The sequence below is a fragment of the Pseudomonas sp. F01002 genome (genome assembly GCF_004402115.1).
GTDB classification, from domain to species: Bacteria; Pseudomonadota; Gammaproteobacteria; order Pseudomonadales; family Pseudomonadaceae; genus Aquipseudomonas; species Aquipseudomonas frigoris.
Window position 1 is genome coordinate 374,851 of sequence record NZ_SOPU01000015.1, and the last position, 22,891, is coordinate 397,741.

The window sequence follows — 22,891 nt, forward strand, 5'->3', positions numbered from 1 at the left end:
CGCCGCCATGAATAGAACTCTCTACACCGCGCTGTTTTACCTGGGGCTGCCATTGGTAGCGATTCGGCTTTGGCTGCGGGCGCGCAAGGCGCCAGCGTACGCCAAACGCGTTGGCGAACGTTTCTCCGTCGGGTTACCGGCGATGAAAACGGGCGGCATCTGGGTGCACGCGGTGTCGGTGGGCGAAAGCATTGCCGCGGCGCCGATGATTCGCGCCTTGCTGCAGCGTTATCCACAGTTGCCCATTACCGTGACCTGCATGACCCCGACCGGTTCGGAGCGCATTCAGGCGCTGTTCGCCAATGAGCCGCGCATCCAGCACTGCTATTTGCCTTACGACTTGCCTTGCGCAGCGAAGCGATTCCTTGATCGGGTCCAGCCGAAGCTGGCGGTGATCATGGAGACCGAACTCTGGCCGAACCATATCCATCAGTGCGCCAGGCGCGGGATTCCCGTGGCCCTGGCCAACGCTCGACTGTCCGAGCGTTCTGCCAAGGGCTATGGCCGCTTCGGCAAACTGACCCAGCCGATGCTCGCCGAGATGAGCCTGTTCGCGGTGCAGACCGAGACCGAGGCCCAGCGCTTCCGCGATTTGGGTGCGCGTTCGCAAACCGTGGAAGTGACTGGCTCTATCAAGTTTGATCTGACTATCGACCCGGCACTGCTTCAGCGTGCCGCCGAGTTGCGTGCGCAATGGCAAACCCAGGAGCGCCCGGTGTGGATCGCGGCCAGTACGCATGAAGGCGAAGACGAGGTGGTGCTGGCGGCTCATCGTCAATTGCTGGCCAATCATCCCGATGCGTTGCTGATTCTGGTGCCGCGCCATCCAGAGCGTTTCAACCCGGTGTTCGAGTTGTGTCGGCAGCAGGGTTTCGCCACGGTCCGTCGTTCCACTGGCGAACCCGTCACCGCCGGTACGTCGGTGCTGCTGGGGGACACCATGGGTGAGTTGCTGTTTCTTTACGCATTGGCTGATAGCGCTTTTGTTGGGGGCAGTCTGGTGCCGAACGGCGGGCATAACCTGCTGGAACCGGCGGCTCTGGCCAAACCGGTGTTGAGCGGACCGCACCTGTTTAACTTCCTCGAAATCGCCGCGCAACTGCGCAGTGCCGGGGCGTTGCAGGAAGTGGAGGATGCCGAAGGTCTGGCGCTGGCGGTGCAGCGGCTGTTCGAGTTGCCACGGGATGCGCAGCGGATGGCGGAGGCGGGGTTGAAGGTGATGCGCACCAATCAGGGCGCGTTGCAGCGGTTGCTGGATGGGTTGGGGCGGTTGATCGACCGCTAGACCGCATCGCTTGAGAGTAAAAAGATCGCAGCCTNNCGTTTCACTCGACAGCTCCTACACGGGATTCGTATTCATCCTGTAGGAGCTGTCGAGTGAAACGAGGCTGCGATCTTTCGCTTTTTACGGTCTGGCTTTGAGCTGTTCCGCCGCAGCCTTGGCCAGATCCGGCGGCAGGAAGTCTTTATCCGGGTTGTAATCAGCCTTGAGGTAACGCGCCAGGTCCTGCAAATCCCCCGGGTTCAAGGTACCCGCGGCCTGTTTCAAACGCNNNNAGGTTGTCGAGGATGTAGTCGTAGCGAGTGTTGTTGTAGTTGCGCACCGAGGTGTACAGCTGACGCTGCGCATCCAGTACGTCGACGATGTTTCGTGTGCCCACCTGATAACCGATTTCGGTCGCTTCCACGGCGCTCTGGTTGGAGATGATCGACTGCTTGCGCGCTTGCACCTGCTCGACGTCGGTGTTCACCGCGCGGTGCAGGTTGCGGGTGCTTTCCACCACTTGCCGGCGCAAGGATTCACGTTGCTGTTCGGACTGATCCAGCTGTGCATACGATTGGCGCACCTGGGAGTTGATCAGGCCGCCGCTGTAGATCGGGATGTTCAGCTGCAGGCCCACGGTCGTTTGCTCGACGTTGCCACTGTATGGCTGGCCGAAGGCGTTCGGGTTGCTGAAGCCCAAGGCATCGTTGTCACCCTTCTCGTATTTCGCCACGGCATCCACGGTGGGCGCGTGGCCGGCCTTGCGCTGCTTGAGGGTTTCTTCGGCGGCGCTGACGGCGTAGTTGCTCGCGAGCAGATTGAGGTTCTGTCTGGCTGCAGTATCGACCCAGGCCTTGGCGTCGTTCGGTGCTGGCGGCAGGATCGGCAAGGTATGGGAAATGCCCCAGATCGAGTTGTACTGACGGTTGGTCAGGGTGATCAGGGCTTCGAACGCATCATCTACCTGGCGCTGCGCGACGATTCGGTTGGCTCGTGCAGTGTCGTAGCTGGCTTGCGATTGCAGCACATCAGTTTTGTCCGAGAGTCCGACGTCGAAGCGTTCGTTGGACTGATCGAGCTGGCGTTTGAACGCGGCTTCTTCGGCCTTGGTTGACGCCAGGTTGTCCTGGGTTCGCAAGACATCGAAGTAGCTGACGGCAGTTTGCAGGATCAGGTTTTGCTGGGTTGCCGAGAGCTGCAACGCAGCCTGTTCGTTAACGTCTTTGGCGGCCTGGAACTGGAACCAGCGATCGGCCCGGAACAGCGGTTGAGCCAGGGTCGCCTGATAGGAGTGAGCATTACGGTTGGCGGTGGCCGAAGGCTGATCGATCACGGTGCGCACGTTGGCCAGTTCAGCGCCGCCCGAGAGGTTGGGCAGCAATCCGGCGCGGGCCTGGGGCACGACTTCTTTCTGGGCGCCATATTGAGCGATGGCGGCAGCAAGGTCGGCGTTATTGTCCACCGCTTCCTGGTAGACGCTGACCAGATCGTTCTTGGTCGATAAGGGCGCTTCTGCTGCCCAGGCCATTCCATTGGACGCACAAGACACGGCAAGGGCCAGTGAGAGTTTGCGCAGCATGAGGCGATCCCTAAAAAATTACGCTGATAATTTGAGCGCCAAAGGTACGGCGCAGCCCGCATAGCGTCAAGGCGCGGCATGGCATGGCATGGCGAGTGTAGTTGCGCATACGCACGGCAACAATCCTGTAATTACGCCATTCATCATGGTGTTTACCGCGGTGTTGGCGTTCTTTGCCAGTTGTGTCTAGACTGGCCGGGTTCTTGTCGGGGTGCCTTGCTATGAGGCTGAGATCGAATAATTTCGGATCCCGTTGAACCTGATCAGGTTAGCGCCTGCGTAGGGAACAAGATTTCTCGTCACCCGGCGAGTCCTCTTGTGCTTCGTCCGGGATGTTGTTCGACAATCGAACACCCTCGAGCACTGAGCACAGCACAGCTGGTTTTCCCAGCGCCCGTGCGTCCATTCGATTACAGGTTCGCTCCGACAAAAATCCACTGCCTGGATGTGTTTGGAGAGCCCGTGATGACGATAAAACTAAAAAATACGACGAACCTGAGTGATTCGGCCCAAGTCGATCAGCAATCGGTTCAGCCGTTTACCCGCTCGCAAAAAATCTATGTTCAGGGCTCTCGCCCGGACATCCTCGTGCCGATGCGCGAAATCAGCCTTGATGTGACCCCGACCGATTTCGGCGGTGAGATCAACGCGCCTGTCGTTGTGTATGACACCTCGGGCCCGTACACCGACCCCAACGTCATCATCGACGTGCGCAAAGGCCTGGCCGATGTGCGATCGCCGTGGATCGAATCCCGTGGCGATACCGAGCGCCTGCCGGGTCTGAGTTCCAACTTCGGCCAGGAACGCCTCGCCGATGCGGAGCTGACCAAGCTGCGTTTCGCTCACGTGAACAACCCGCGCCGGGCCAAGGCCGGTGCCAACGTCAGCCAGATGCACTACGCCCGCAAAGGCATCATCACCGCCGAGATGGAATACGTCGCCATCCGCGAAAACATGAAGCTTGAAGTGGCTCGCGCCGCCGGCCTGCTGGACCAGCAACACGCCGGTCACAGCTTCGGCGCCAGCGTGCCGAAAATCATCACCCCCGAATTCGTCCGTGAAGAGATCGCCCGTGGTCGCGCAATCATTCCGGCCAACATCAACCACACCGAACTGGAACCGATGATCATCGGCCGTAACTTCCTGGTGAAGATCAACGGCAACATCGGCAACAGCGCCTTGGGTTCGTCCATCGAAGAAGAAGTGGCGAAACTGACCTGGGGCATTCGCTGGGGTTCGGACACGGTCATGGACCTGTCCACCGGCAAACACATTCACGAAACCCGCGAGTGGATCATCCGTAACTCGCCGGTGCCGATCGGTACTGTGCCGATTTATCAGGCCCTGGAAAAAGTCGGCGGCGCTGCCGAAGACCTGACCTGGGAGCTGTTCCGCGACACGCTGATCGAACAGGCCGAGCAGGGTGTCGATTACTTCACCATCCACGCCGGCGTGCTGTTGCGCTACGTGCCGCTGACCGCCAAGCGCGTAACCGGTATCGTTTCCCGTGGCGGTTCGATCATGGCCAAGTGGTGTCTGGCGCACCACAAAGAGAACTTCCTCTACACCCATTTCGAAGACATCTGCGAAATCATGAAGGCCTACGACGTCAGCTTCTCGCTGGGCGATGGCCTGCGTCCGGGCTCGATTGCCGACGCCAACGACGCTGCACAATTCGGTGAGCTGGAAACCCTCGGCGAGCTGACCAAAATCGCCTGGAAGCACGACGTGCAATGCATGATCGAAGGTCCGGGCCACGTGCCGATGCAGTTGATCAAAGAGAACATGGACAAGCAGCTGGAATGCTGCGACGAGGCGCCGTTCTACACCCTCGGCCCGCTGACCACTGACATCGCGCCAGGCTACGACCACATCACCTCGGGTATCGGTGCGGCGATGATCGGCTGGTTCGGTTGCGCCATGCTCTGCTACGTGACGCCGAAGGAACACTTGGGCCTGCCGAACAAGGATGACGTGAAGACCGGGATCATCACCTACAAGATCGCCGCGCATGCCGCCGATCTGGCAAAAGGGCACCCGGGCGCACAGATCCGCGACAATGCCTTGAGCAAGGCGCGTTTCGAATTCCGTTGGGAAGACCAGTTCAACCTGGGCCTCGATCCGGACACCGCTCGTTCGTATCACGATGAGACCCTGCCGAAGGATTCGGCCAAGGTCGCGCACTTCTGCTCCATGTGCGGGCCGAAATTCTGTTCGATGAAGATCACTCAGGAAGTTCGCGAATACGCGGCCAACCAGCGCATCGAAACCGTCGACGCCGAAGTCGCCCAGGGATTGGCGGACCAGGCCGAGCGGTTCAAACAGGAAGGCAGTCAGCTGTACAAGAAGGTTTGATCTGACCTGTGATTGACGGCGCCTGTGCTGCCGTCTTCGCGAGCAAGCCCGCTCCCACATTTGGAATGCATTCCTCCTGTGGGAGCGGGCTTGCTCGCGAAGACGGCAGACCAGGCGCCGAGTATCTCAATGACACACTTATCCCTCTGAGATAACACCCTTGAGCATTCAACCCAGCACTTATTCCCCTGATATCGCGGTGCCCAAAGACAAACGTGTCTTCGGCGGCCGCGATCTGTTTTCCCTGTGGTTCTCCCTCGGCATCGGCCTGATGGTCCTGCAGACCGGCGCTTTGCTCGCACCAGGTCTGGGCCTGTCCGGTTCGTTGCTGGCGATCTTTCTCGGCACGCTGGTCGGCGTTCTGCTGCTGGCTGCGGTCGGCGTGATCGGCAGCGACACCGGCCTGTCATCGATGGCCGCGCTCAAACTCAGCCTCGGTGCAAAGGGCGCGAGCCTGCCGGCGGTGCTGAACCTGTTGCAATTGATCGGTTGGGGCTCGTTTGAAATCATCGTCATGCGCGATGCCGCCAGCCTGCTCGGCGCGCGTGCCTTCAGCGAAGGCAGTCTGCTGTCGAATCCGCTGCTGTGGACCGTGTTCTTTGGTGGTTTGGCGACCTTACTGGCCGTCAGTGGTCCGCTGACATTTGTGCGGCAGATCCTGCGCAAATGGGGCATCTGGCTGTTGCTGGCCGCGTGCATCTGGCTGACCTGGAACCTGTTCGCCAAGGCTGATCTGGCGGCGTTGTGGGCGCAGGCCGGTGATGGTTCGATGCCGTTCGCCGTGGGCTTCGACATTGCCATCGCCATGCCGCTGTCCTGGCTGCCACTGATTGCCGACTACTCGCGTTTCGGCAAGCGTGCGAAAAACGTGTTCGGCGGCACGGCGCTGGGCTTCTTTATCGGTAACTTCTGGCTGATGAGCCTCGGCGTGGCCTACACCCTGGCGTTCGCGCCGAGCGGTGAAGTGAATGCCTTGCTGTTGGCATTGGCCGGTGCCGGCCTGGGGATTCCGCTATTGCTGATTCTGCTGGATGAGTCCGAAAAAGCTTTCGCTGACATTCACTCGGCGGCCGTTTCCAGCGGGATTCTGTTGCGTTTGAAAGTCGAGCATCTGGCGCTGGCCATCGGTGTGATCTGCATCCTGATCGCCTGTCTGGCACCATTGGTCCAGTACCAGAACTTCCTGCTGTTGATCGGTTCGGTGTTTGCGCCGCTGTTCGGCGTGGTGCTGGTGGATCACTTCATCCTGCGCAAGCGCGGTGCTCGCGTGGCGTCAGCCGCATTGCGCTGGCCGGCGTTGCTCGCCTGGTTAGGCGGGGTGAGTACCTACCATTTGCTGGCTAATCTGTATCCGGACATCGGCGCAACCCTGCCGTCACTGATTCTGGCAGGGCTGCTACAACTCGTGCTGGGTCGGGCCTTCAGTTACGGCCAGGAAACAGCTCGGGTTTGAGAATGCCATTCAGGCGAGGGTAAGGGATCTTCAGTTCGACGTGACCCAGCGCGTAAGGCGCGATGGTGCTCACTTCGTACTTGAGGATCACCCCGCCGTACGTCAGCGCCACGTTCTGGGTTTTGACGAAGGGCCAGCTCTTCACGAACTCTGGCTCCTGGTCGAGCTTGGTGCTGATCAGCCAACTGTTGTGCGCCACCTGCGCGGCTTTCCAGAACGCCTCTTCCTGCCCCGGCACCAACATGTCCGACAGCGTCAGCACTTTGTGTTGCTGGCGCGAATAGTTGATGAAGCTGCGGCCCGGTGTGCCATGGGCGCCGCCGGTGTCCAGGTAGCTGGAAAATTCAACGATCACCAAGCCGTCATGCTGCTCACGTACCTTGGCTTGCAGGTAACTGCTGTTACGCGGGCCAGCACTGCTCAAAAATTGCTCGCGATACGCTGCCAGCGTCGGCGCCACCGGGGCGTCGGGCGAAGTGCGGGTCATTTGCAGCAGGCGTTTTTCGACGATGCCGTCCAACTGCGGTTCGGCCGGGAAGCGCAGCGTATCGATGTTCACCAGCGGGCAGTCAGGTGTTGTGCAACCCGGTTTCAGCTGTTCGGAAGCATCGCGGGTGGTTTCCAGCGGCGTCCGGTAGTTCGGTTGGAACAAACTCTGGCAGGCGCCCAGGGTCAGGGCGATTGCGGCCACGGAGGCGATTTTAAAAAGCGACATGGGCGTCCTTCATAAAACAGGGAAAGGCAAAAAGTTATCCGCTTCGACTCTCAACGAAGCAGTCAGTTCGCCACTAAGCTAATTAGAGTTGGTTTCGCCCTCACCGTCTATCCCGCTGACTGGAAAGGGGCTGCATCAAAGGTCGCGGGCGCGTTAGGATGGCGCGAAGTCGAGGTTGCAAGTAACAAAAGGAGCCTCGTAACGGATTTGCAGTAAAGAGGATTGTCATGACTGATTTTGCCAACGCCATTCCGACAGCCGTTGATATCGTCCGGCGCGAAAAGTGCTACGAGGGTTTCTACAAGCTCGATCGTGTGCACTTGCGTCACGAATTGTTTGCCGGTGGCATGAGTCGCGAGATCAATCGTGAAGTGTTTGTTCGCCACGATGCGGTGTGCGTACTGCCTTACGATCCGCAGCGCGATGAAGTGGTGTTGATCGAGCAGTTCCGTGTCGGCGCCATGGGCAAGACTGACAATCCATGGCTGATCGAACTGGTCGCCGGTCTGATCGACAAGGAAGAAGTGCCGGAAGAAGTTGCTCACCGCGAAGGGCAGGAGGAAGCTGGGCTTGTGTTCGGGGCGCTCTGGCCGATGACCAAATACTTTCCATCGCCGGGCGGCAGCAATGAATTCGTGCATTTGTACCTGGGGCGTTGCGACAGCACCGGCGTCGGCGGCCTGCATGGGCTGGAGGAAGAAGCAGAAGATATCCGCGTCACGGTCTGGGCGTTCGAAGATGCCCTGCAGGCCGTACGCGACGGACGAATTGCCAACGCGGCCAGCATCATTGCCTTGCAATGGTTAGCTTTGAACCGCGCTGAAGTGAGGGGGTTATGGTCGTAAACAAACTGCGCGATCGCTATCGGGTCGACCTCGTGGGGCTGCAAGCCTCCTGCGAGGCCAACTACGCGCGCCTGATGCGACTGCTGCCGGACATGCGTAACGAGCCTGAGGCTCGGCGCATTGCTGTGACTCATGGCGACCAGATGCTCGGCGTGCTGGCCCTCGAAGTGCTGCAGGTCTGTCCGTATACCACGACCCTGCAAGTGCGCCAGGAACACAGCCTGCCGTGGCTGCCGGTGCCGCAACTGGAAGTTCAGGTCTATCACGACGCCTGCATGGCCGAAGTCGTCAGCGCCGAACACGCGCGACGTTTTCGCGGCATCTATCCTTACCCGAACGCCTCAATGCATCAGCCGGACGAAAAGGCCCAGCTGAATATGTTTCTGGGCGAATGGCTGAGCCATTGTCTGGCTTGCGGGCACGAGTACGCCGTTGTGCGTTGAGCGCCCTATCTCCCAAATATGCTCATTTTTGGCGGTGTTCATTGTCGCCATGCTGCGTTGCCGCTCCTCCCCATAGCTAGCTATGAGTCGTCGCGGCGCCTTGCCTGACGACAATGACCACTCGCCAAAAAAAGAGCATATTTGGGAGATAGGGCGCTAGGTGTGAACTGCGTCAGGTTCACAGGTTTCCCCTTTTGATCGTCCCCCAGCATAATTGCGGCACTCATCCATCCCGTGATTCAGCCCTGGGAGAACGCCTTGCCAAGCGTATCCATTTTGACCACCGCCGACTCGGCGTTGCTGGTGCAACTTTCCGACAGTCATCTGTTTGCCGAGACGGACGGGACGTTGTTGGGCATGAATACCCGGGACAGCCTGCAAAAAGTCATCGAGCTGGTGCGGCTTCAGCAGCCGCAGATCGACCTGATTATTGCCAGTGGCGATCTTTCTCAGGACGGGACGCTGGAGTCCTATCAGCAGTTTCGCGACCTGACGCGACAGCTCGATGCGCCGGCGCGCTGGATTCCCGGTAATCATGATGAGCCGCGGATCATGGCTGAGGCAGCCGTGCAGAGTGCGTTGCTGGAGCCGGTGGTGGATGTCGGTAACTGGCGCGTCACGTTGCTTGATTCGGCCGTACCGGGTTCGGTGCCGGGGTATTTGCAAGATGAGCAGCTACAGTTGCTGGCCCGTTCGTTGTGTGAGGCGCCGGAGCGCCATCATCTGGTGTGCTTTCATCATCATCCAGTGTCTATCGGGTGTGCGTGGATGGAGCCCATTGGATTGCGCAATCCAGACGCTTTGTTTGCCGTGCTGGATCGGTTTCCGCAGGTGCGCGCTGTTTTGTGGGGGCATGTGCATCAAGAGATCGACCAGGTTCGCAAGGGTGTGCGGCTGATTGCCTCGCCTTCGACGTGTATTCAGTTCGAGCCGGGCAGTGATGATTTCAAGGTGAGTGACGAAGCCCCTGGGTACCGCTGGTTGCGGCTTTTGCCGGATGGCCGGCTGGAAACCGGCGTGGAACGCGTCACGGGATTCGACTTTGAGGTCGATTACGGCTCCAACGGCTACTGATCACTCAGAAAGACTGAAGTGCGGCCTTCGCGAGCAAGCCCGCTCCCACAGGAGATCTGCAGCGTACATAAGATTTGTGAGCACCCGAGATCCAATGTGGGAGCGGGCTTGCTCGCGAAGGCGTCAGTGCAGGCGCCTTGAATTCCGAGGATATCCCCGATCCACTCGACTCCCTGTAAACTGCGCCTCTTTACCCGACGCACAGGGAGCTCAAATGTCTGGTTCGATCCTTTATATCCACGGTTTCAACAGCGCGCCTTCGTCTAAAAAGGCGACGCAGTTGGTACAAGTAATGGAACGTCTGGGCTTGAGCGATCAGTTGCGCGTCCCGGCCTTGCATCACCATCCGCGTGAGGCCATCGGTCAGCTAAACAAGGCGATTGAGGAGCTTGGGCGGCCACTGCTGGTCGGCAGCTCACTCGGCGGCTACTATGCGACTCACTTGGCCGAGCGCCATGGCCTCAAGGCCCTGTTGATCAACCCCGCCGTCAGCCCGCACCGGATGTTCGACGGGTATCTGGGGACGCAGAAAAACCTGTATACCGATGAGGCCTGGGAGTTGACCCACGACCACGTGACGGCCCTGGCCGAGCTGGAAGTGCCGGCGCCCCAGGACCCGCAGCGGTATCAGGTGTGGTTGCAGACCAGCGACGAAACGCTGGACTATCGCCTCGCCCAGCAGTACTACCGGGCCTGTGCCTTGCGCATCCAGGCCGGCGGCGACCATAGTTTCCAGGGTTTTGCCGCGCAACTTCCGGCAATGTTGAGCTTTGCCGGCATCGGCGCAGATTTGTATCAGGCGATTGATTTCACAGCACTGTGAACCATCGCCTCTTTTTCACAGAACACTCTTTTTACAGGCGGACGACGAGACCCCATGGCCACTCCCAGCGCTAGCTCTTATAACGCAGACGCCATCGAAGTCCTCTCGGGCCTCGACCCGGTGCGCAAACGCCCCGGCATGTACACCGACACCAGTCGGCCGAACCACCTCGCCCAGGAGGTCATCGACAACAGCGTCGACGAAGCCTTGGCCGGGCACGCGACCTCGGTGCAGGTCATCCTGCACGCCGATCACTCCCTGGAAGTCAGCGATGACGGCCGCGGCATGCCGGTGGATATCCACGCAGAAGAAGGCGTGTCGGGCGTCGAGCTGATCCTCACCAAGCTCCACGCGGGCGGCAAGTTTTCCAACAAGAACTACCAGTTCTCCGGCGGTCTGCACGGGGTGGGTATTTCCGTGGTCAACGCCTTGTCGAACGAGGTCCGGGTGCGTGTAAAGCGTGACGGCAACGAATACCAGATGACCTTCGCCGACGGTTACAAAAAAACCGAGCTGGAAATCATTGGTACCGTCGGCAAGCGCAACACGGGTACCAGCGTATTCTTCGCGCCGGACCCGAAATACTTCGATTCGCCGAAATTCTCCATCAGCCGCCTCAAGCACGTGCTCAAGGCCAAGGCCGTTCTGTGCCCGGGGCTGCTGGTCAGTTTTGAAGACAAGGCCACCGGCGAGAAAGTCGAATGGCATTACGAAGACGGCCTGCGCTCCTACCTGGTGGACGCGGTCAACGGATTCGAACGCCTGCCGGACGAGCCGTTCTGCGGCAGCCTGGCCGGTAACAAAGAAGCGGTCGATTGGGCGCTGCTGTGGTTGCCGGAAGGTGGCGACAGCGTGCAGGAAAGCTACGTCAACCTGATCCCGACGGCGCAGGGCGGTACCCACGTCAACGGTCTGCGTCAGGGCTTGCTCGATGCCATGCGCGAATTCTGCGAATTCCGCAGCCTGCTGCCTCGTGGCGTGAAACTGGCGCCGGAAGACGTCTGGGAACGTATCGCTTTCGTGCTGTCGATGAAGATGCAGGAGCCGCAATTCTCCGGCCAGACCAAAGAGCGCCTGTCGTCCCGTGAAGCGGCTGCATTCGTTTCCGGTGTGGTCAAAGATGCCTTCAGCCTGTGGCTCAACGCCAACCCGGAAACCGGCATGCTGCTGGCGGAACTGGCGATCAACAACGCCGGCCGTCGCCTCAAGGCCAGCAAAAAGGTCGAGCGCAAACGCATCACCGCCGGGCCGGCACTGCCGGGCAAGCTCGCCGACTGCGCCGGGCAGGACCCGATGCGTTCCGAGCTGTTCCTGGTTGAAGGTGATTCCGCCGGTGGTTCGGCCAAGCAGGCGCGGGATAAAGAATTTCAAGCGATCCTGCCGTTGCGCGGCAAGATTCTGAACACTTGGGAAGTCGACGGCAGCGAAGTGCTGGCCAGCCAGGAAGTGCACAACATCGCCGTGGCCATCGGTGTCGATCCGGGCTCGGCGGACATCGCTCAGTTGCGTTACGGCAAGATCTGCATCCTCGCCGACGCCGACTCCGACGGTCTGCACATCGCCACGTTGCTGTGCGCGTTGTTCGTCCAGCATTTCCGCCCGTTGGTGGATGCCGGTCACGTCTACGTCGCGATGCCGCCGTTGTACCGTATCGACCTGGGTAAAGAGATTTACTACGCCCTGGACGAAGCCGAACGCGATGGCATCCTCGATCGTCTGGTGGCCGAGAAGAAACGCGGCAAGCCGCAGGTCACACGATTCAAAGGTCTGGGTGAAATGAACCCGCCGCAGCTGCGCGAAACCACCATGGACCCGAACACTCGGCGTCTGGTGCAGCTGACGCTGGACGATTTCGAAGCGACCTCGGAAATGATGGACATGCTGCTGGCGAAGAAACGCGCCGGTGACCGCAAATCCTGGCTGGAATCCAAAGGCAACCTGGCCGAGGTTCTTGGCTGATGCGGGTTGGCTTTGCCCTGGCGTGTGCGTTACTTCTGACCTCGGTTTCGGTGTTTGCCGAACCGGTGCCGCAGTTGCGCCTGTTGTCCGAGCATCCCGTTGACGGTATGCGCGGCGGCAACCTGTCCGGGCTGGCCCAGTGTGGCAAGGATATGTGGACGGTGTCGGATCGCGACGACGATCAGATTTACCGGCTCGATACCCGCGACAAGGTATGGCAAGCCGAAACCGTGGGCGTAGGCGTCCCTCCGGTGCCAGACAGCGGTTTGCCCTGGGGCTTGCGTTCGCGAACCTGGGTGGCGTCGTTTGTTCGTGGCGGGGATCTGGATTTTGAAGGCATCACCTGCGACAGCGCCGGTAATCGCTACATCGTCAGCGAATCCCATGCTGCGATTCTGCAAGTGCCACCCGTTGGGCCATCGTCATGGCTGAAGATCTCGCCGATTCTGATTCGCGAAGCCCGGGCCAGCGGCATGCTGCTGCACTTCAATGCGTTGTTCGAGGGCCTGGCGATCAATCCGGCGGGTGATCAATTGTGGCTCGCCGCCGAGCGTCAAAGCCGTGGATTGTTGCTGATCAAGCGCAAACAAACGGTATGGGATTGCGATGGTGGCTGTGTGTTGCTGAGCGAAGCCGGGAAAGAAATGCAGCCGGCGCAGTTTCCCCGAGCCAAAGCAGTGTCCCGAGACTTTGCCGACCTGTCGCTGTTCAACGGCAAGCTGTTTACCCTTGAGCGCAACGCTTACCAGATCTGCCGCCGTGATTCGGTGACGGCCAAGGTCGAGCGCTGCTGGTCGTTTGCCGATGAAGCCTTGCAGGCGCATCGCCGCTATTCAAATCCTTACGGCCTGACCGAAGCATTGATTGTTGACGCCGAAGGCGCGTGGATTGGCACCGACAACAACAACGATGCCCGCGCCGATGGCGAGGAACGTCCGATCGTCTGGCGCTTTGCCGCGCCTGAAGGCGGCTGGAGCGCCAAGCCGTGAGCCAGCAAACGCCGGGAAAACGCGCCGGTCGGGTATTTATGGTGCTGGCCTGGTGCGCGGCGCTGTTTCTGGCGACGCGGTTTTTCGGTCAGTGGGAGGCGCGTCAGCAGAACCCCAACACTGTCGTCAGCTCTGAGCAGGGCGAAGGTTTTATCGAAGTGAAACTGGCCAGCAACACACAGGGTCACTTCGTCGCCAGCGGCCAGATCAACGGCCAGCCAGTGGATTTCATGCTCGATACCGGGGCGACTGACGTGTCGATCCCGGCGGAAATGGCCGAACGGCTAAAGCTGGAAAAAGGCTTCGGGGTGACCCTGAGCACAGCCAACGGTCGCACCCAGGGTTACCGAACCCGCATCGACCGGCTGCAACTGGGTGACATTGTGCTGCGTGATGTGCGCGCCCTCGTCGTGCCAGGCCTGGATGGCCATCAAGTGCTGCTCGGAATGAGCGCGCTGAACAAACTTGAATTTACCCAGCGCGGTGGCACCATGCTGCTGCGCCAGACAACGAACCGATGAGGCCCGCATGAGCGACTCCCTTGATCTCAGCCTGGACGGTGTAGAACGCCGGTCACTGGCTGACTTCACCGAAAATGCCTACCTCAACTACTCCATGTACGTGATCATGGACCGTGCCTTGCCGCATATCGGCGACGGCCTGAAACCGGTACAGCGGCGCATTATCTATGCGATGAGCGAGTTGGGGCTGGACGCCGATTCCAAGCACAAGAAATCGGCGCGTACCGTCGGTGACGTGCTCGGTAAATTCCACCCGCACGGCGACTCGGCCTGCTACGAAGCCATGGTCCTGATGGCCCAGCCGTTCAGCTACCGCTACACGCTGGTCGACGGCCAGGGTAACTGGGGTGCGCCGGATGATCCCAAGTCTTTCGCCGCGATGCGTTACACCGAAGCGCGGCTGTCGCGTTATTCCGAAGTGCTGCTCAGCGAACTGGGCCAGGGCACCGCGGACTGGGGGCCGAACTTCGACGGTACGCTCGACGAGCCGCTGGTGTTGCCGGCGCGTTTGCCGAACATCCTGCTCAACGGCACCACCGGTATCGCCGTGGGCATGGCCACCGACGTGCCGCCGCACAACCTGCGCGAAGTCGCAACAGCGTGCGTGCGTTTGCTCGATGAGCCCAAAGCAACGGTCGAACAGCTCTGCGAACACATCCAGGGCCCGGATTACCCGACCGAAGCGGAAATCATCACACCGCGCGCCGACCTGCTGAAAATCTACGAAACCGGCAAGGGCTCGGTGCGCATGCGCGCCGTCTACCACATCGAAGACGGCGACATCATTGTCACCGCGCTGCCGCATCAGGTCTCCGGCGCCAAGGTGCTGGAGCAGATCGCGGCCATGATGCAGGCCAAACCGTCCAAAGCCCCGCAGATCGCTGACCTGCGAGACGAATCCGACCACGAAAACCCGTGCCGGATCGTGATCATTCCGGGCGCACGCAAAAACTTTGACCACGATGCGTTAATGACACACCTGTTCGCCAGCACCGAGCTGGAGTCGAGCTACCGGGTCAACATCAACATCATCGGCCTCGACGGCAAGCCGCAGCTGAAAAATCTGCGTGCGCTGCTGGTGGAATGGCTTGAGTTCCGCGTCAACACCGTGCGTCGTCGCCTGCAATTCCGCCTCGACAAGGTCGAGCGTCGCCTGCACCTGTTGGACGGTTTGTTGATTGCCTACCTCAACCTGGATGAAGTGATTCACATCATCCGCACCGAGGAACACCCGAAAGCCGCGCTGATCGAGCGTTTCGCCCTGAGCGAAATCCAGGCCGACTACATCCTCGACACCCGTTTGCGTCAGTTGGCGCGACTGGAAGAAATGAAGCTGCGTGCCGAGCAGGATGAACTGCTCAAGGAACAGGCCAAGCTGCAAGCCCTGCTGGGCAGCGAAACCAAGCTGAAAAAACTAGTGCGCACCGAGCTGATCAAGGATGCCGAAACCTACGGCGACGACCGCCGCTCGCCAATCGTCGAGCGCTCCGAAGCCAAGGCCTTGACCGAGCACGATCTGCTGCCGAACGAGAAAGTGACCGTCGTCCTGTCGGAAAAAGGTTGGGTTCGTTCTGCCAAGGGGCACGAAATCGACGCCACCGGGCTTTCCTACAAGGCCGGGGATGGTTTCAAGGCCTTGGCGCCTGGCCGCTCCAACCAGTTTGCGGTGTTCATCGATTCCACCGGTCGCAGCTATTCGGTGGCCGCGCACACGCTGCCATCGGCCCGTGGCCAGGGCGAACCGTTGACCGGTCGTCTGACGCCGCCACCGGGTGCGAGCTTTGAATGTGTGCTGATGCCGGAAGACGATTCGCTGTACGTGATCGCGTCCGACGCCGGTTACGGTTTTGTGGTCAAGGGTGAAGACCTGCAGGCCAAGAACAAGGCGGGTAAGGCGCTGTTGAGCCTGCCGAACAACGCCAAGGTGATTCTGCCGCGCCCAGTGGCTGATCGTGAGCAAAACTGGCTGGCCTCGGTGACCACCGAAGGTCGCCTGCTGATCTTCAAGATCAGCGATCTGCCACAATTAGGTAAGGGCAAAGGCAACAAGATCATCGGGATCTCCGGTGAGCGTGTCGCCAGTCGCGAAGAATATGTCACGGACATCGCCGTATTGCCGGATGGTGCCACGTTGGTGCTTCAGGCCGGAAAACGTACCTTGTCACTGAAAGCAGACGACCTCGAACACTACAAAGGTGAGCGTGGACGTCGTGGTAACAAATTGCCACGTGGCTTTCAGAGGGTAGATGCGCTGCTCGTCGAAAACCTCAATTAAGCGTCCTAGAGCGCTCGATCTACGATTTAACGCGTAGATCGACGCTTTGCCGCTGGAGTCGGAACGCATATTCACGGATGATATGGCCTTTCAAGCGCCGGCGTGGCCGAGCGTTCTTCATATTTATTGAGTATTTTCACTGTGGTTAGCCTTGTGGCAACCACCTGGATGGGACGATGACTGCTCTGCGCCTTCCTTTTATTTTGATGCTCGCTGGCGTTCTTGGCCTGGCGGGTTGCAGCGTTCACCAACCGGTGTCGCTGTATCAGCTGGACAGCGGAAGTCCGGCTCAGCCTGCGCAAAGCGCGGGCATGGCTGTATTACTGGGCCCGGTAACAGTCGCTGATTACCTGCAACGCGAAACGTTGTTGCAGCGACAGCCGGATGGCAGCCTGCAAGCGTCGGTTGATGGTCGTTGGGCGGGTAGCCTGTCGTCGGATATCGATCAGTTGCTGCTGCGTCAGGTCGCCGGTCATCTGAACAGCCAGCGCGTGGTGCTGGCGCCAGCGACAGTGGGCTTCACGCCGGATGTGCAGGTTCTTCTGACGATTACTCGCCTGGACTCGGGTGAGGCGCAACCGGCGATCCTTGATGCGCAATGGCGTCTGATCGACCGTCGTGGCCAGGTTCGTGATAACCGCATCATTCACCTGCAGGAACAGCATGCCGGTGGCACGGCGGCTCAGGTTCAGGCTCAGGGTGTATTGCTGCAGCGTCTGGCCGAGCAGCTTTCGGTGGCCCTCAAGCCGCTGGCTAATCAGCCGCCGATTGCCGAAGCGCCAAAAAAACCGGCTACCAAGCCTGTGGCACCGGCAGCCGAGCAAGAGAAACAGCCGAAGATCCCGATGGCGTCGCCGATCCGGACCGATATGGAAGTGTTCCGGTTCTAAGCCTGGATTGATCCAAGAACAAAGCCCGCCATGTGCGTAATGCTGTTCACTTAAGGTTGGGGTACATATCCGTTTCTGCGGTCACGGCGGCCTAGGGTTCCGCCCTTACGGCGGGTCACTTGGAAATACGGAATGCCGCCCAACCCCAAGTAACCAAGGGCTCTTGCCCCTTTCGTTCGGTGCCTCGCTTAGGGTCGGCATGCCCGCGCTCCGGTCCTGCTCCGTGGGCCCGCCGCCATCGGCCATCCATGGCCGGGGGCGGCTAACCCGGCATCCATGCCGGGTTGCCCACTGCGCAGAACCTCCACTCGGCCTCTCGAGGGGGCGNGCACCGCAAACGCCAAAGCGAGGCGGCCTACCGGCCGGCCTGACTTCAAGTGAACGCATTTCCCTGTAGGAGCTGTCGAGCGAAGCGAGGCTGCGATCTTTTCATCTTGCTGTTGCCGTTGCTGTTGGTCCGCTTGAACGCCATGATCCGAGACAAAGCTGAATGGAAAGAACGCGCAGCCTAAACAGGCTGCGGTTATAGGGAATCACACGGGTTGAAACTGTGGGAACCCGGTTGTCTTTTGAAAAAGCTCCAAAATAAAAACAACCATGACAGTTGCTCCCACATTCGATTGAGTTCCTTCAGAGGGAATGCGATTAAATGTGGGAGCGGGCTTGCTCGCGAAGGCGTCGGGACAGGCAACAAAAAGCCCGCAGACGATTATTCGTCTGCGGGCTTTTTCATAGCGGGGCTATTTACGCCCGACGCTCATGCATCCGCGCCAGTTGCCGCTCCAGCATCGACGGATAAGGCTCCATCAACCGCTCCACGCAGCACGCGCCCTCAGGGCTTGCGATCGGGCGGATACGCGCACGCTGGCGGATCAGCGCGTCGTCACCGATCTTGCGCTCCACCAGCAGCAGGTTACGGCTGTGTTGCGACAGCGCCAGCGCATCCTGAGCCGTTTCGGTCAGCAGCAGGTCAATCTGGCTTAGACCGAACAGCTCATCACCCAGCGTCAGGCCCAGTTGCAATTGCAGGGTGATGCCGCTGTCGGCGACTTCGATCTGCAACTGATGGCCCAGAGCCCGCAACAACTCACCGCAGCAGATGGCGTTGGTCAGGTAGTCGTCGCCGCTGTCTTCGGTGTGGAACAGCATCAGCGTGCTGCCATCGTTCAGGGTGTGCAGTTCGCTCTGGTAGAGCGAAGCCGCCTGATCAAGGCAATCGCGATAGCGTTTCAGCAATTCTTCCAGGCGGGTGCGAGGCAGACGACGCAGCTGATCCTGGGCGCCCAGTTGCACGGCCAGGACGGCGCTGTGCTGTGGCACATTCGAGATCACCGGTTTTGCTACCGGTTTAGGCGCAACGTCGGCCGATTCATCGCGCAAGTCGGCAAACGCATCATCGTCATCGTCGTCTTCAACGGTGCTGACACTGCGCCGCGGCGCAGGCTTGAGGCCGGCCACAGGTTTGCTTTCATCGAAGCTCGGATCCCGCAGGTTGCGCACTTCGAAGCTCGGCTCGTTGTCGTCGGCGTCTTCGTAGTCGCTTTCGTCGTATTCAGGCTCGGGAGCGGGTTCCGGTTCAGCCGGCTCTGGCGCGAAGTCGGCGTGCAGCTGGCGAGCCAGATCGCCGATCTCATCCTGACGCTCGGTGGCCGGGGTGTATTCGTCGATATGGCGCAGCCACACCCGCAATTGCAGCAGCGGCGTGGAGATGTGCCGACCCAGTCGCAGGCTCAAGGCCAGGGACAGCGCCAGCAGAATCGCGCTCAAAATGCCCATGCTTTGCAGGCTGATGGTCATCGGCTGCTGGAACTGATCCATGTCCAGGCTGATGCGCAGTTGCCCGGCAGTCACATCCTGGAAAGTGATCTTGCTCTGGTACATGCCTTCGGCTTCGCCCAGCAGGCTATGCTTGGGGCGCTGACCGGCTTCGGCGAGGATGCGGTTATCCATGCTGTAGATGGCAGCATGAGCCACCAGCTTGTTTTTGGTCAGGTTGTTGAGCAGCACGTTGAGGCTGAGGATGTCGTTGGACACCAACAGCTCCGTGGCGGACGTGGCAGTCTGGGTGGTCAGGCTTTCGCCCAGGGCATCCGCCTGCTCGTGCATGGCCTGCTTGAACTGCAAACCCATCACGCAGGCATAGATCACCAGGGCCAGAGCGACCAGGATCACGTTATGGCTGGCGATGCGTAATGCAATCGGTACACGGCGGTGGCGCAGTGCACGGAAGATCAGCAGAAAGAAGTTATCGGTTTTTACTGGCGTGGGCCGGTTCACTTGAGCTCGGCTCTTTTGTCCGTGAAGTTGACGCGCAGTATAGCGACAGGCCCTAGACCGTCAAAGCGCTCACGGTGCCCGATGGTCACTGAAAGTGGGTAGAATGCGGTTTTTTTCCACCTGCGGGGGTGCGCCTTGCGCGAAATCGTCCTGATAAACATCACGGGAGTCGACCGTCCGGGTCTGACTGCGGCCATTACCGGCGTTCTGGCCCAGGGTGGTGTGAACATTCTCGACATTGGTCAGGCGGTGATCCACGACACGTTGTCGTTTGGCATCCTGGTTGAAATTCCTGACACCGAGCAAGGCAAGTCGGTGCTCAAGGACATCCTGTTCACGGCTTACAAGCTCGATCAGCAGGTGCGTTTCACGCCGGTGTCCGAAGAGGATTACCAGCAGTGGGTCGGCAATCAGGGCAAGAAACGCCACATCGTGACCCTGCTGACCCGCAAAGTGACCGCCGGGCAATTGCAGGCCGTGAGTTCGATCACCGCTAAATATGGCCTGAACATCGACCACATCGATCGTCTGTCCGGGCGCATGCCGCTGGACACCCCGGCCGATCAGGGCAAGGGCTGCATCGAGTTTTCCGTTCGTGGCGAAGCGGCTGATCCGCAAGCGCTGCGGGCCGAATTCCTCAGCGTCGCGCAAGAGCTGAACGTCGACATCGCCTTCCAGGAAGATTCGCTGTTCCGTCGTAACCGCCGTCTGGCGGTGTTCGACATGGACTCGACGCTGATCGAAGCCGAAGTCATCGACGAACTGGCCAAGGCTGCCGGCGTGGGCGATCAGGTGTCTGCGATCACCGAGCGGGCGATGGCCGGCGAATTGGACTTCCGCGCCAGTTTCAAGGAACGCCTGGCCTTGTTGAAAGGGCTGGATGTCAGCGTACTGGATTCCATCGGCGCCTCCCTGCGTCTGACCGAAGGTGCCGAAACCCTGTTCGCCGAACTCAAGCGTCTGGGCTACAAGACCGCAATTCTGTCGGGCGGCTTTACCTACTTCGCCAAGCAATTGCAGACCAAGTTGGGTATCGACTATGTGTTCGCCAACGAACTGGAAGTGGTCGACGGCAAGGTCACCGGTGTTGCGGTCGAGCCGATTGTCGATGCGCAGCGCAAGGCCGATCTGCTGAAAGAGCTGGCGCACAAGGAAGGTTTGCGTCTGGAGCAGACCATTGCGGTCGGCGACGGCGCCAACGATTTGCCAATGCTGGCCATTGCCGGGTTGGGCGTGGCGTTCCGTGCCAAGCCGCTGGTGAAACAGTCGGCGAAACAGGCGATTTCCACCCTTGGGCTGGATGGTGTGCTGTATTTGCTGGGCTTCCGGGATCGTGACGGGCAGCTGTAAGAAAGATCAAAAGATCGCAGCCTTCGGCAGCTCCTACAAAGGAATATGCGTTTCCCTGTAGGAGCTGCCGCAGGCTGCGATCTTTTGCTTTGTGGCCCCCCGATTAAAGCGTTTTCCACAACGAATCAAAATCCTCCTCAGCGCCGCTCACCGCGGCGTTGTCGTTTTTGGCTACCTCCAGTGGACGGTAGGCGAACTGATTGAAGCTGTTGGTGCTCGCCACCCGCCGATCCAGCCCGACCCGGCGTTCTTCACCGTTGGTATTGATCATGATCTTGTTGCCCTCCTGAAAGGGCAGGCGCGGCGCGAGCAAAGTGGCGGGCGCGTCGATGGCGCTGATTTGCGGCAGCAACAGACCGCGAAGGTATTGGCTGTGGTCATCACGGGTGCGCACCAATTGCAGGCCGCAAGGCTCGGCGAAGGGTGCAACCTGCTCGATGCCCATCTGCGTGCCACCGCCGCGCACCTGGCGTATCCAGCGCACCACCGCGATGCTCCAACCCTGACCGGCAGAATCCTCGATACCGACCATCTCACCCGCCTGCAACTCGGCCGGTACAGCGGCGGGCCAGGCCAGGCAGTAACCGCCGGGGCTGTGATTGACCACTGACAGGACATGGGTCGGGAAGTGCTGATTGCGGTCGGATGCTTCGTGGCTGTCGTCATTCTGAAGCTGCGGGTATTCGATCTCTTCGTAGGGCAATAGAGTGTCTGCATTGCCTTGGGGAGCGGCGTCGAAGGCCTGGTGCCATTGGTCCTTTTCCCGGCCGGTCACTGACGTTACCGAAAATTGTGCAGGCCGGGCGCCGTGGTTCTTCAGGATGTCGCTGAATGAGCGTTGCCCGCCCAGATAGAAGTGCAGCGCGCTCATGCCTATGCACAGGGTTAACGTGCCTTGGCCGACGGTGCGCTGGAAACTGCGCTCGGCAGTCTGGCCCCAGGCGGCATGAAGGTGTTGCAACGTATCCAGGCTTAACCCTGCCGGCACGGCCAGCGGTGATGAACTGTCGTTTTTTTGCAAATGAGCTTCAATCGCCGCGACCAACGGCTGCGGATCAATCCCCAATAAGCTCTCTTGCTGCTCGGCCCGGAACTTGGTGCGATAACGCGGCCCGGTGTCGAGGTCTGGCACGACGGCAAACAGCCCGGTGGCCGGTTTGTCGGGTTGCAGCTTGATCCATTGGCTCCAGGGCTCCAGCACCTCGGCCACCCGGGCAATCTGGTGCTGGCGCAGTTGGTTGCAGCGTGAGGCGCCCAGCAGCAAGGCGACCACGTAAGTCTGTTCGATGCTCAGGTTTTGCGTCTGGCTGGCCAGCTCATCGCGCAGGCTCGTGTGCTGGAGACGGTGCGCGCAGGCGATCCGATAGAGCTGATGCAGTTCCAGCCACAGGCCTTCCGGCACCGGGCAATAGAGTTTGGTCGCGCGAATCAGCGGCCCGTTCAGGCAATGGATCGCCCGTTGCAGCGCCTGGGTCAGCAGCGGCGCACGGTCCTTGCTGAACTTCGGTGTGATGCGCACGACGATCTGTTTATAACCAATGGCCAAATGACTTTGCAGCGCCTGACAGAGGTTGGCGATCTTGCGGGAACGCTCGTCGAGGACAATCGACTGATGCAGGAAATGCTGCTCAAGGTGTTTGCAGACGTAATACACCTCGGGTCGCAGCAGTTCGAGCAATTGCAGGCGATTGTCGCTGGGCGTGAGCAGCTGGTTGAGTTCGCTCAAGCCTTGATACAGCTGGCGAGCGGTTTCGCCGATGTTGGCTTTGGGCAGATTGGCGATCCAGCGCTTGAGATCACGCGGGGTGGCTTCACAGAACGACAGGCGCAACTGCGTCGGGATCGGGGCGCGTAGCAGGAGGTGGGGGCTGGTTTCATTCATGCCGTGGAAAAACTCCAACCGGTAAATGGGCAGTGAATGATCTGACTGTAGCAGCTATGGATTTATACCGTTTGTCTGTCAGTCGAGTGCCCTCCGGGCGTACTACTAATCTGACAGTCGTGCGACTGGATACGCACAGTCGTACGGCCTGCTGCCTACGCAGGGCAGGTCTCTTTGTAACTTCAAGGAGATGAAGT

16 protein-coding genes, 1 pseudogene and 1 riboswitch are annotated in these 22,891 nt (G+C 59.9%); of the genes and pseudogenes, 13 read left to right on the plus strand and 4 right to left on the minus strand.

Annotated features, from left to right (window positions below):
* Nucleotides 1–7: 7 nt before the first annotated feature.
* Nucleotides 8–1,285, plus strand: coding sequence for a lipid IV(A) 3-deoxy-D-manno-octulosonic acid transferase (gene waaA / locus E3W21_RS11280; protein ID WP_134419781.1), 1,278 nt, complete (start codon nt 8–10; stop codon nt 1,283–1,285).
* Nucleotides 1,286–1,405: 120 nt separating this feature from the next.
* Here waaA and E3W21_RS11285 read toward each other — a convergent pair.
* Nucleotides 1,406–2,843, minus strand: a pseudogene (locus tag E3W21_RS11285) (TolC family outer membrane protein).
* A gap of 197 nt (nt 2,844–3,040) precedes the next feature.
* A riboswitch (TPP riboswitch) is annotated at nt 3,041–3,146 on the plus strand.
* Nucleotides 3,147–3,308: 162 nt separating this feature from the next.
* On the opposite strand from E3W21_RS11285, the gene thiC reads away from it, so the two are divergent.
* Nucleotides 3,309–5,198 (plus strand): phosphomethylpyrimidine synthase ThiC, encoded by a 1,890-nt coding sequence (thiC, locus tag E3W21_RS11290; protein WP_046056450.1) that lies wholly within the window; start codon nt 3,309–3,311, stop codon nt 5,196–5,198.
* A 160-nt stretch (nt 5,199–5,358) separates the two neighbouring features.
* Nucleotides 5,359–6,651 (plus strand): putative hydroxymethylpyrimidine transporter CytX, encoded by a 1,293-nt coding sequence (gene cytX / locus E3W21_RS11295; RefSeq protein ID WP_134419783.1) that lies wholly within the window; start codon nt 5,359–5,361, stop codon nt 6,649–6,651.
* Here cytX and E3W21_RS11300 read toward each other — a convergent pair.
* Nucleotides 6,620–7,366 (minus strand): RsiV family protein, encoded by a 747-nt coding sequence (locus E3W21_RS11300; RefSeq protein WP_134419785.1) that lies wholly within the window; start codon nt 7,364–7,366, stop codon nt 6,620–6,622. The genes cytX and E3W21_RS11300 overlap by 32 nt on opposite strands.
* A gap of 227 nt (nt 7,367–7,593) precedes the next feature.
* Here E3W21_RS11300 and E3W21_RS11305 point away from each other — a divergent pair, with 227 nt between their 5' ends.
* The 9 genes from E3W21_RS11305 to E3W21_RS11345 all read left to right on the plus strand — a co-directional run bounded on the left by E3W21_RS11305 (nt 7,594) and on the right by E3W21_RS11345 (nt 17,185).
* Entirely contained in the window at nt 7,594–8,211 is a 618-nt protein-coding gene (locus E3W21_RS11305) for an NUDIX domain-containing protein (RefSeq protein WP_134419787.1), read from the plus strand.
* Nucleotides 8,202–8,654, plus strand: coding sequence for a DUF1249 domain-containing protein (locus E3W21_RS11310; RefSeq protein WP_008153350.1), 453 nt, complete (start codon nt 8,202–8,204; stop codon nt 8,652–8,654). The genes E3W21_RS11305 and E3W21_RS11310 overlap by 10 nt, the downstream gene beginning before the upstream one ends.
* A 258-nt stretch (nt 8,655–8,912) precedes the next feature.
* Complete coding sequence (gene cpdA, locus E3W21_RS11315) at nt 8,913–9,728, plus strand: 3',5'-cyclic-AMP phosphodiesterase (RefSeq protein ID WP_134419789.1); 816 nt, start codon at nt 8,913–8,915, stop codon at nt 9,726–9,728.
* Nucleotides 9,729–9,942: 214 nt separating this feature from the next.
* Complete coding sequence (locus tag E3W21_RS11320) at nt 9,943–10,551, plus strand: YqiA/YcfP family alpha/beta fold hydrolase (RefSeq protein ID WP_134419791.1); 609 nt, start codon at nt 9,943–9,945, stop codon at nt 10,549–10,551.
* A 54-nt stretch (nt 10,552–10,605) separates the two neighbouring features.
* Nucleotides 10,606–12,510 (plus strand): DNA topoisomerase IV subunit B, encoded by a 1,905-nt coding sequence (parE, locus tag E3W21_RS11325; RefSeq protein ID WP_046045699.1) that lies wholly within the window; start codon nt 10,606–10,608, stop codon nt 12,508–12,510.
* Nucleotides 12,510–13,499 (plus strand): esterase-like activity of phytase family protein, encoded by a 990-nt coding sequence (locus E3W21_RS11330; RefSeq protein ID WP_134419793.1) that lies wholly within the window; start codon nt 12,510–12,512, stop codon nt 13,497–13,499. The genes parE and E3W21_RS11330 overlap by 1 nt, the downstream gene beginning before the upstream one ends.
* Nucleotides 13,496–14,020, plus strand: a complete 525-nt coding sequence (locus tag E3W21_RS11335; RefSeq protein WP_129439024.1) for a TIGR02281 family clan AA aspartic protease — start codon at nt 13,496–13,498, stop codon at nt 14,018–14,020. Before E3W21_RS11330 ends, E3W21_RS11335 begins: the two co-directional genes overlap by 4 nt.
* Nucleotides 14,021–14,027: 7 nt before the next feature.
* On the plus strand, nt 14,028–16,295 hold the full coding sequence (gene parC, locus E3W21_RS11340) for a DNA topoisomerase IV subunit A (protein ID WP_129439022.1): 2,268 nt from the start codon (nt 14,028–14,030) through the stop codon (nt 16,293–16,295).
* 176 nt (nt 16,296–16,471) lie between these two features.
* Nucleotides 16,472–17,185 (plus strand): membrane integrity-associated transporter subunit PqiC, encoded by a 714-nt coding sequence (locus E3W21_RS11345; protein WP_134419795.1) that lies wholly within the window; start codon nt 16,472–16,474, stop codon nt 17,183–17,185.
* 744 nt (nt 17,186–17,929) lie between these two features.
* Here the strand turns inward: E3W21_RS11345 and E3W21_RS11350 are convergent.
* A complete protein-coding gene (locus E3W21_RS11350) occupies nt 17,930–19,462 on the minus strand; it encodes an AhpA/YtjB family protein (RefSeq protein ID WP_134419797.1) in 1,533 nt (510 codons plus the stop codon).
* Nucleotides 19,463–19,597: 135 nt separating this feature from the next.
* Between E3W21_RS11350 and serB the strand changes: the two genes are divergently transcribed.
* Entirely contained in the window at nt 19,598–20,812 is a 1,215-nt protein-coding gene (serB, locus tag E3W21_RS11355; protein WP_129439012.1) for a phosphoserine phosphatase SerB, read from the plus strand.
* Between the two features lie 103 nt (nt 20,813–20,915).
* Here serB and E3W21_RS11360 read toward each other — a convergent pair whose 3' ends face one another.
* Complete coding sequence (locus E3W21_RS11360; protein ID WP_134419799.1) at nt 20,916–22,694, minus strand: molecular chaperone; 1,779 nt, start codon at nt 22,692–22,694, stop codon at nt 20,916–20,918.
* Nucleotides 22,695–22,891: the final 197 nt, after the last annotated feature.

What these genes read in the sequence shown, in the direction of transcription:
- parE (WP_046045699.1), top strand. Translation starts at nt 10,606, where the DNA reads ATGGCCACTCCCAGCGCTAGCTCTTATAACGCAGACGCCATCGAAGTC.
- E3W21_RS11345 (WP_134419795.1), top strand. Translation starts at nt 16,472, where the DNA reads ATGACTGCTCTGCGCCTTCCTTTTATTTTGATGCTCGCTGGCGTTCTT.
- E3W21_RS11320 (WP_134419791.1), top strand. Translation starts at nt 9,943, where the DNA reads ATGTCTGGTTCGATCCTTTATATCCACGGTTTCAACAGCGCGCCTTCG.
- E3W21_RS11305 (WP_134419787.1), top strand. Translation starts at nt 7,594, where the DNA reads ATGACTGATTTTGCCAACGCCATTCCGACAGCCGTTGATATCGTCCGG.
- E3W21_RS11360 (WP_134419799.1), bottom strand. Translation starts at nt 22,694, where the DNA reads ATGAATGAAACCAGCCCCCACCTCCTGCTACGCGCCCCGATCCCGACG.
- E3W21_RS11300 (WP_134419785.1), bottom strand. Translation starts at nt 7,366, where the DNA reads ATGTCGCTTTTTAAAATCGCCTCCGTGGCCGCAATCGCCCTGACCCTG.
- E3W21_RS11330 (WP_134419793.1), top strand. Translation starts at nt 12,510, where the DNA reads ATGCGGGTTGGCTTTGCCCTGGCGTGTGCGTTACTTCTGACCTCGGTT.
- parC (WP_129439022.1), top strand. Translation starts at nt 14,028, where the DNA reads ATGAGCGACTCCCTTGATCTCAGCCTGGACGGTGTAGAACGCCGGTCA.
- E3W21_RS11310 (WP_008153350.1), top strand. Translation starts at nt 8,202, where the DNA reads ATGGTCGTAAACAAACTGCGCGATCGCTATCGGGTCGACCTCGTGGGG.
- waaA (WP_134419781.1), top strand. Translation starts at nt 8, where the DNA reads ATGAATAGAACTCTCTACACCGCGCTGTTTTACCTGGGGCTGCCATTG.
- thiC (WP_046056450.1), top strand. Translation starts at nt 3,309, where the DNA reads ATGACGATAAAACTAAAAAATACGACGAACCTGAGTGATTCGGCCCAA.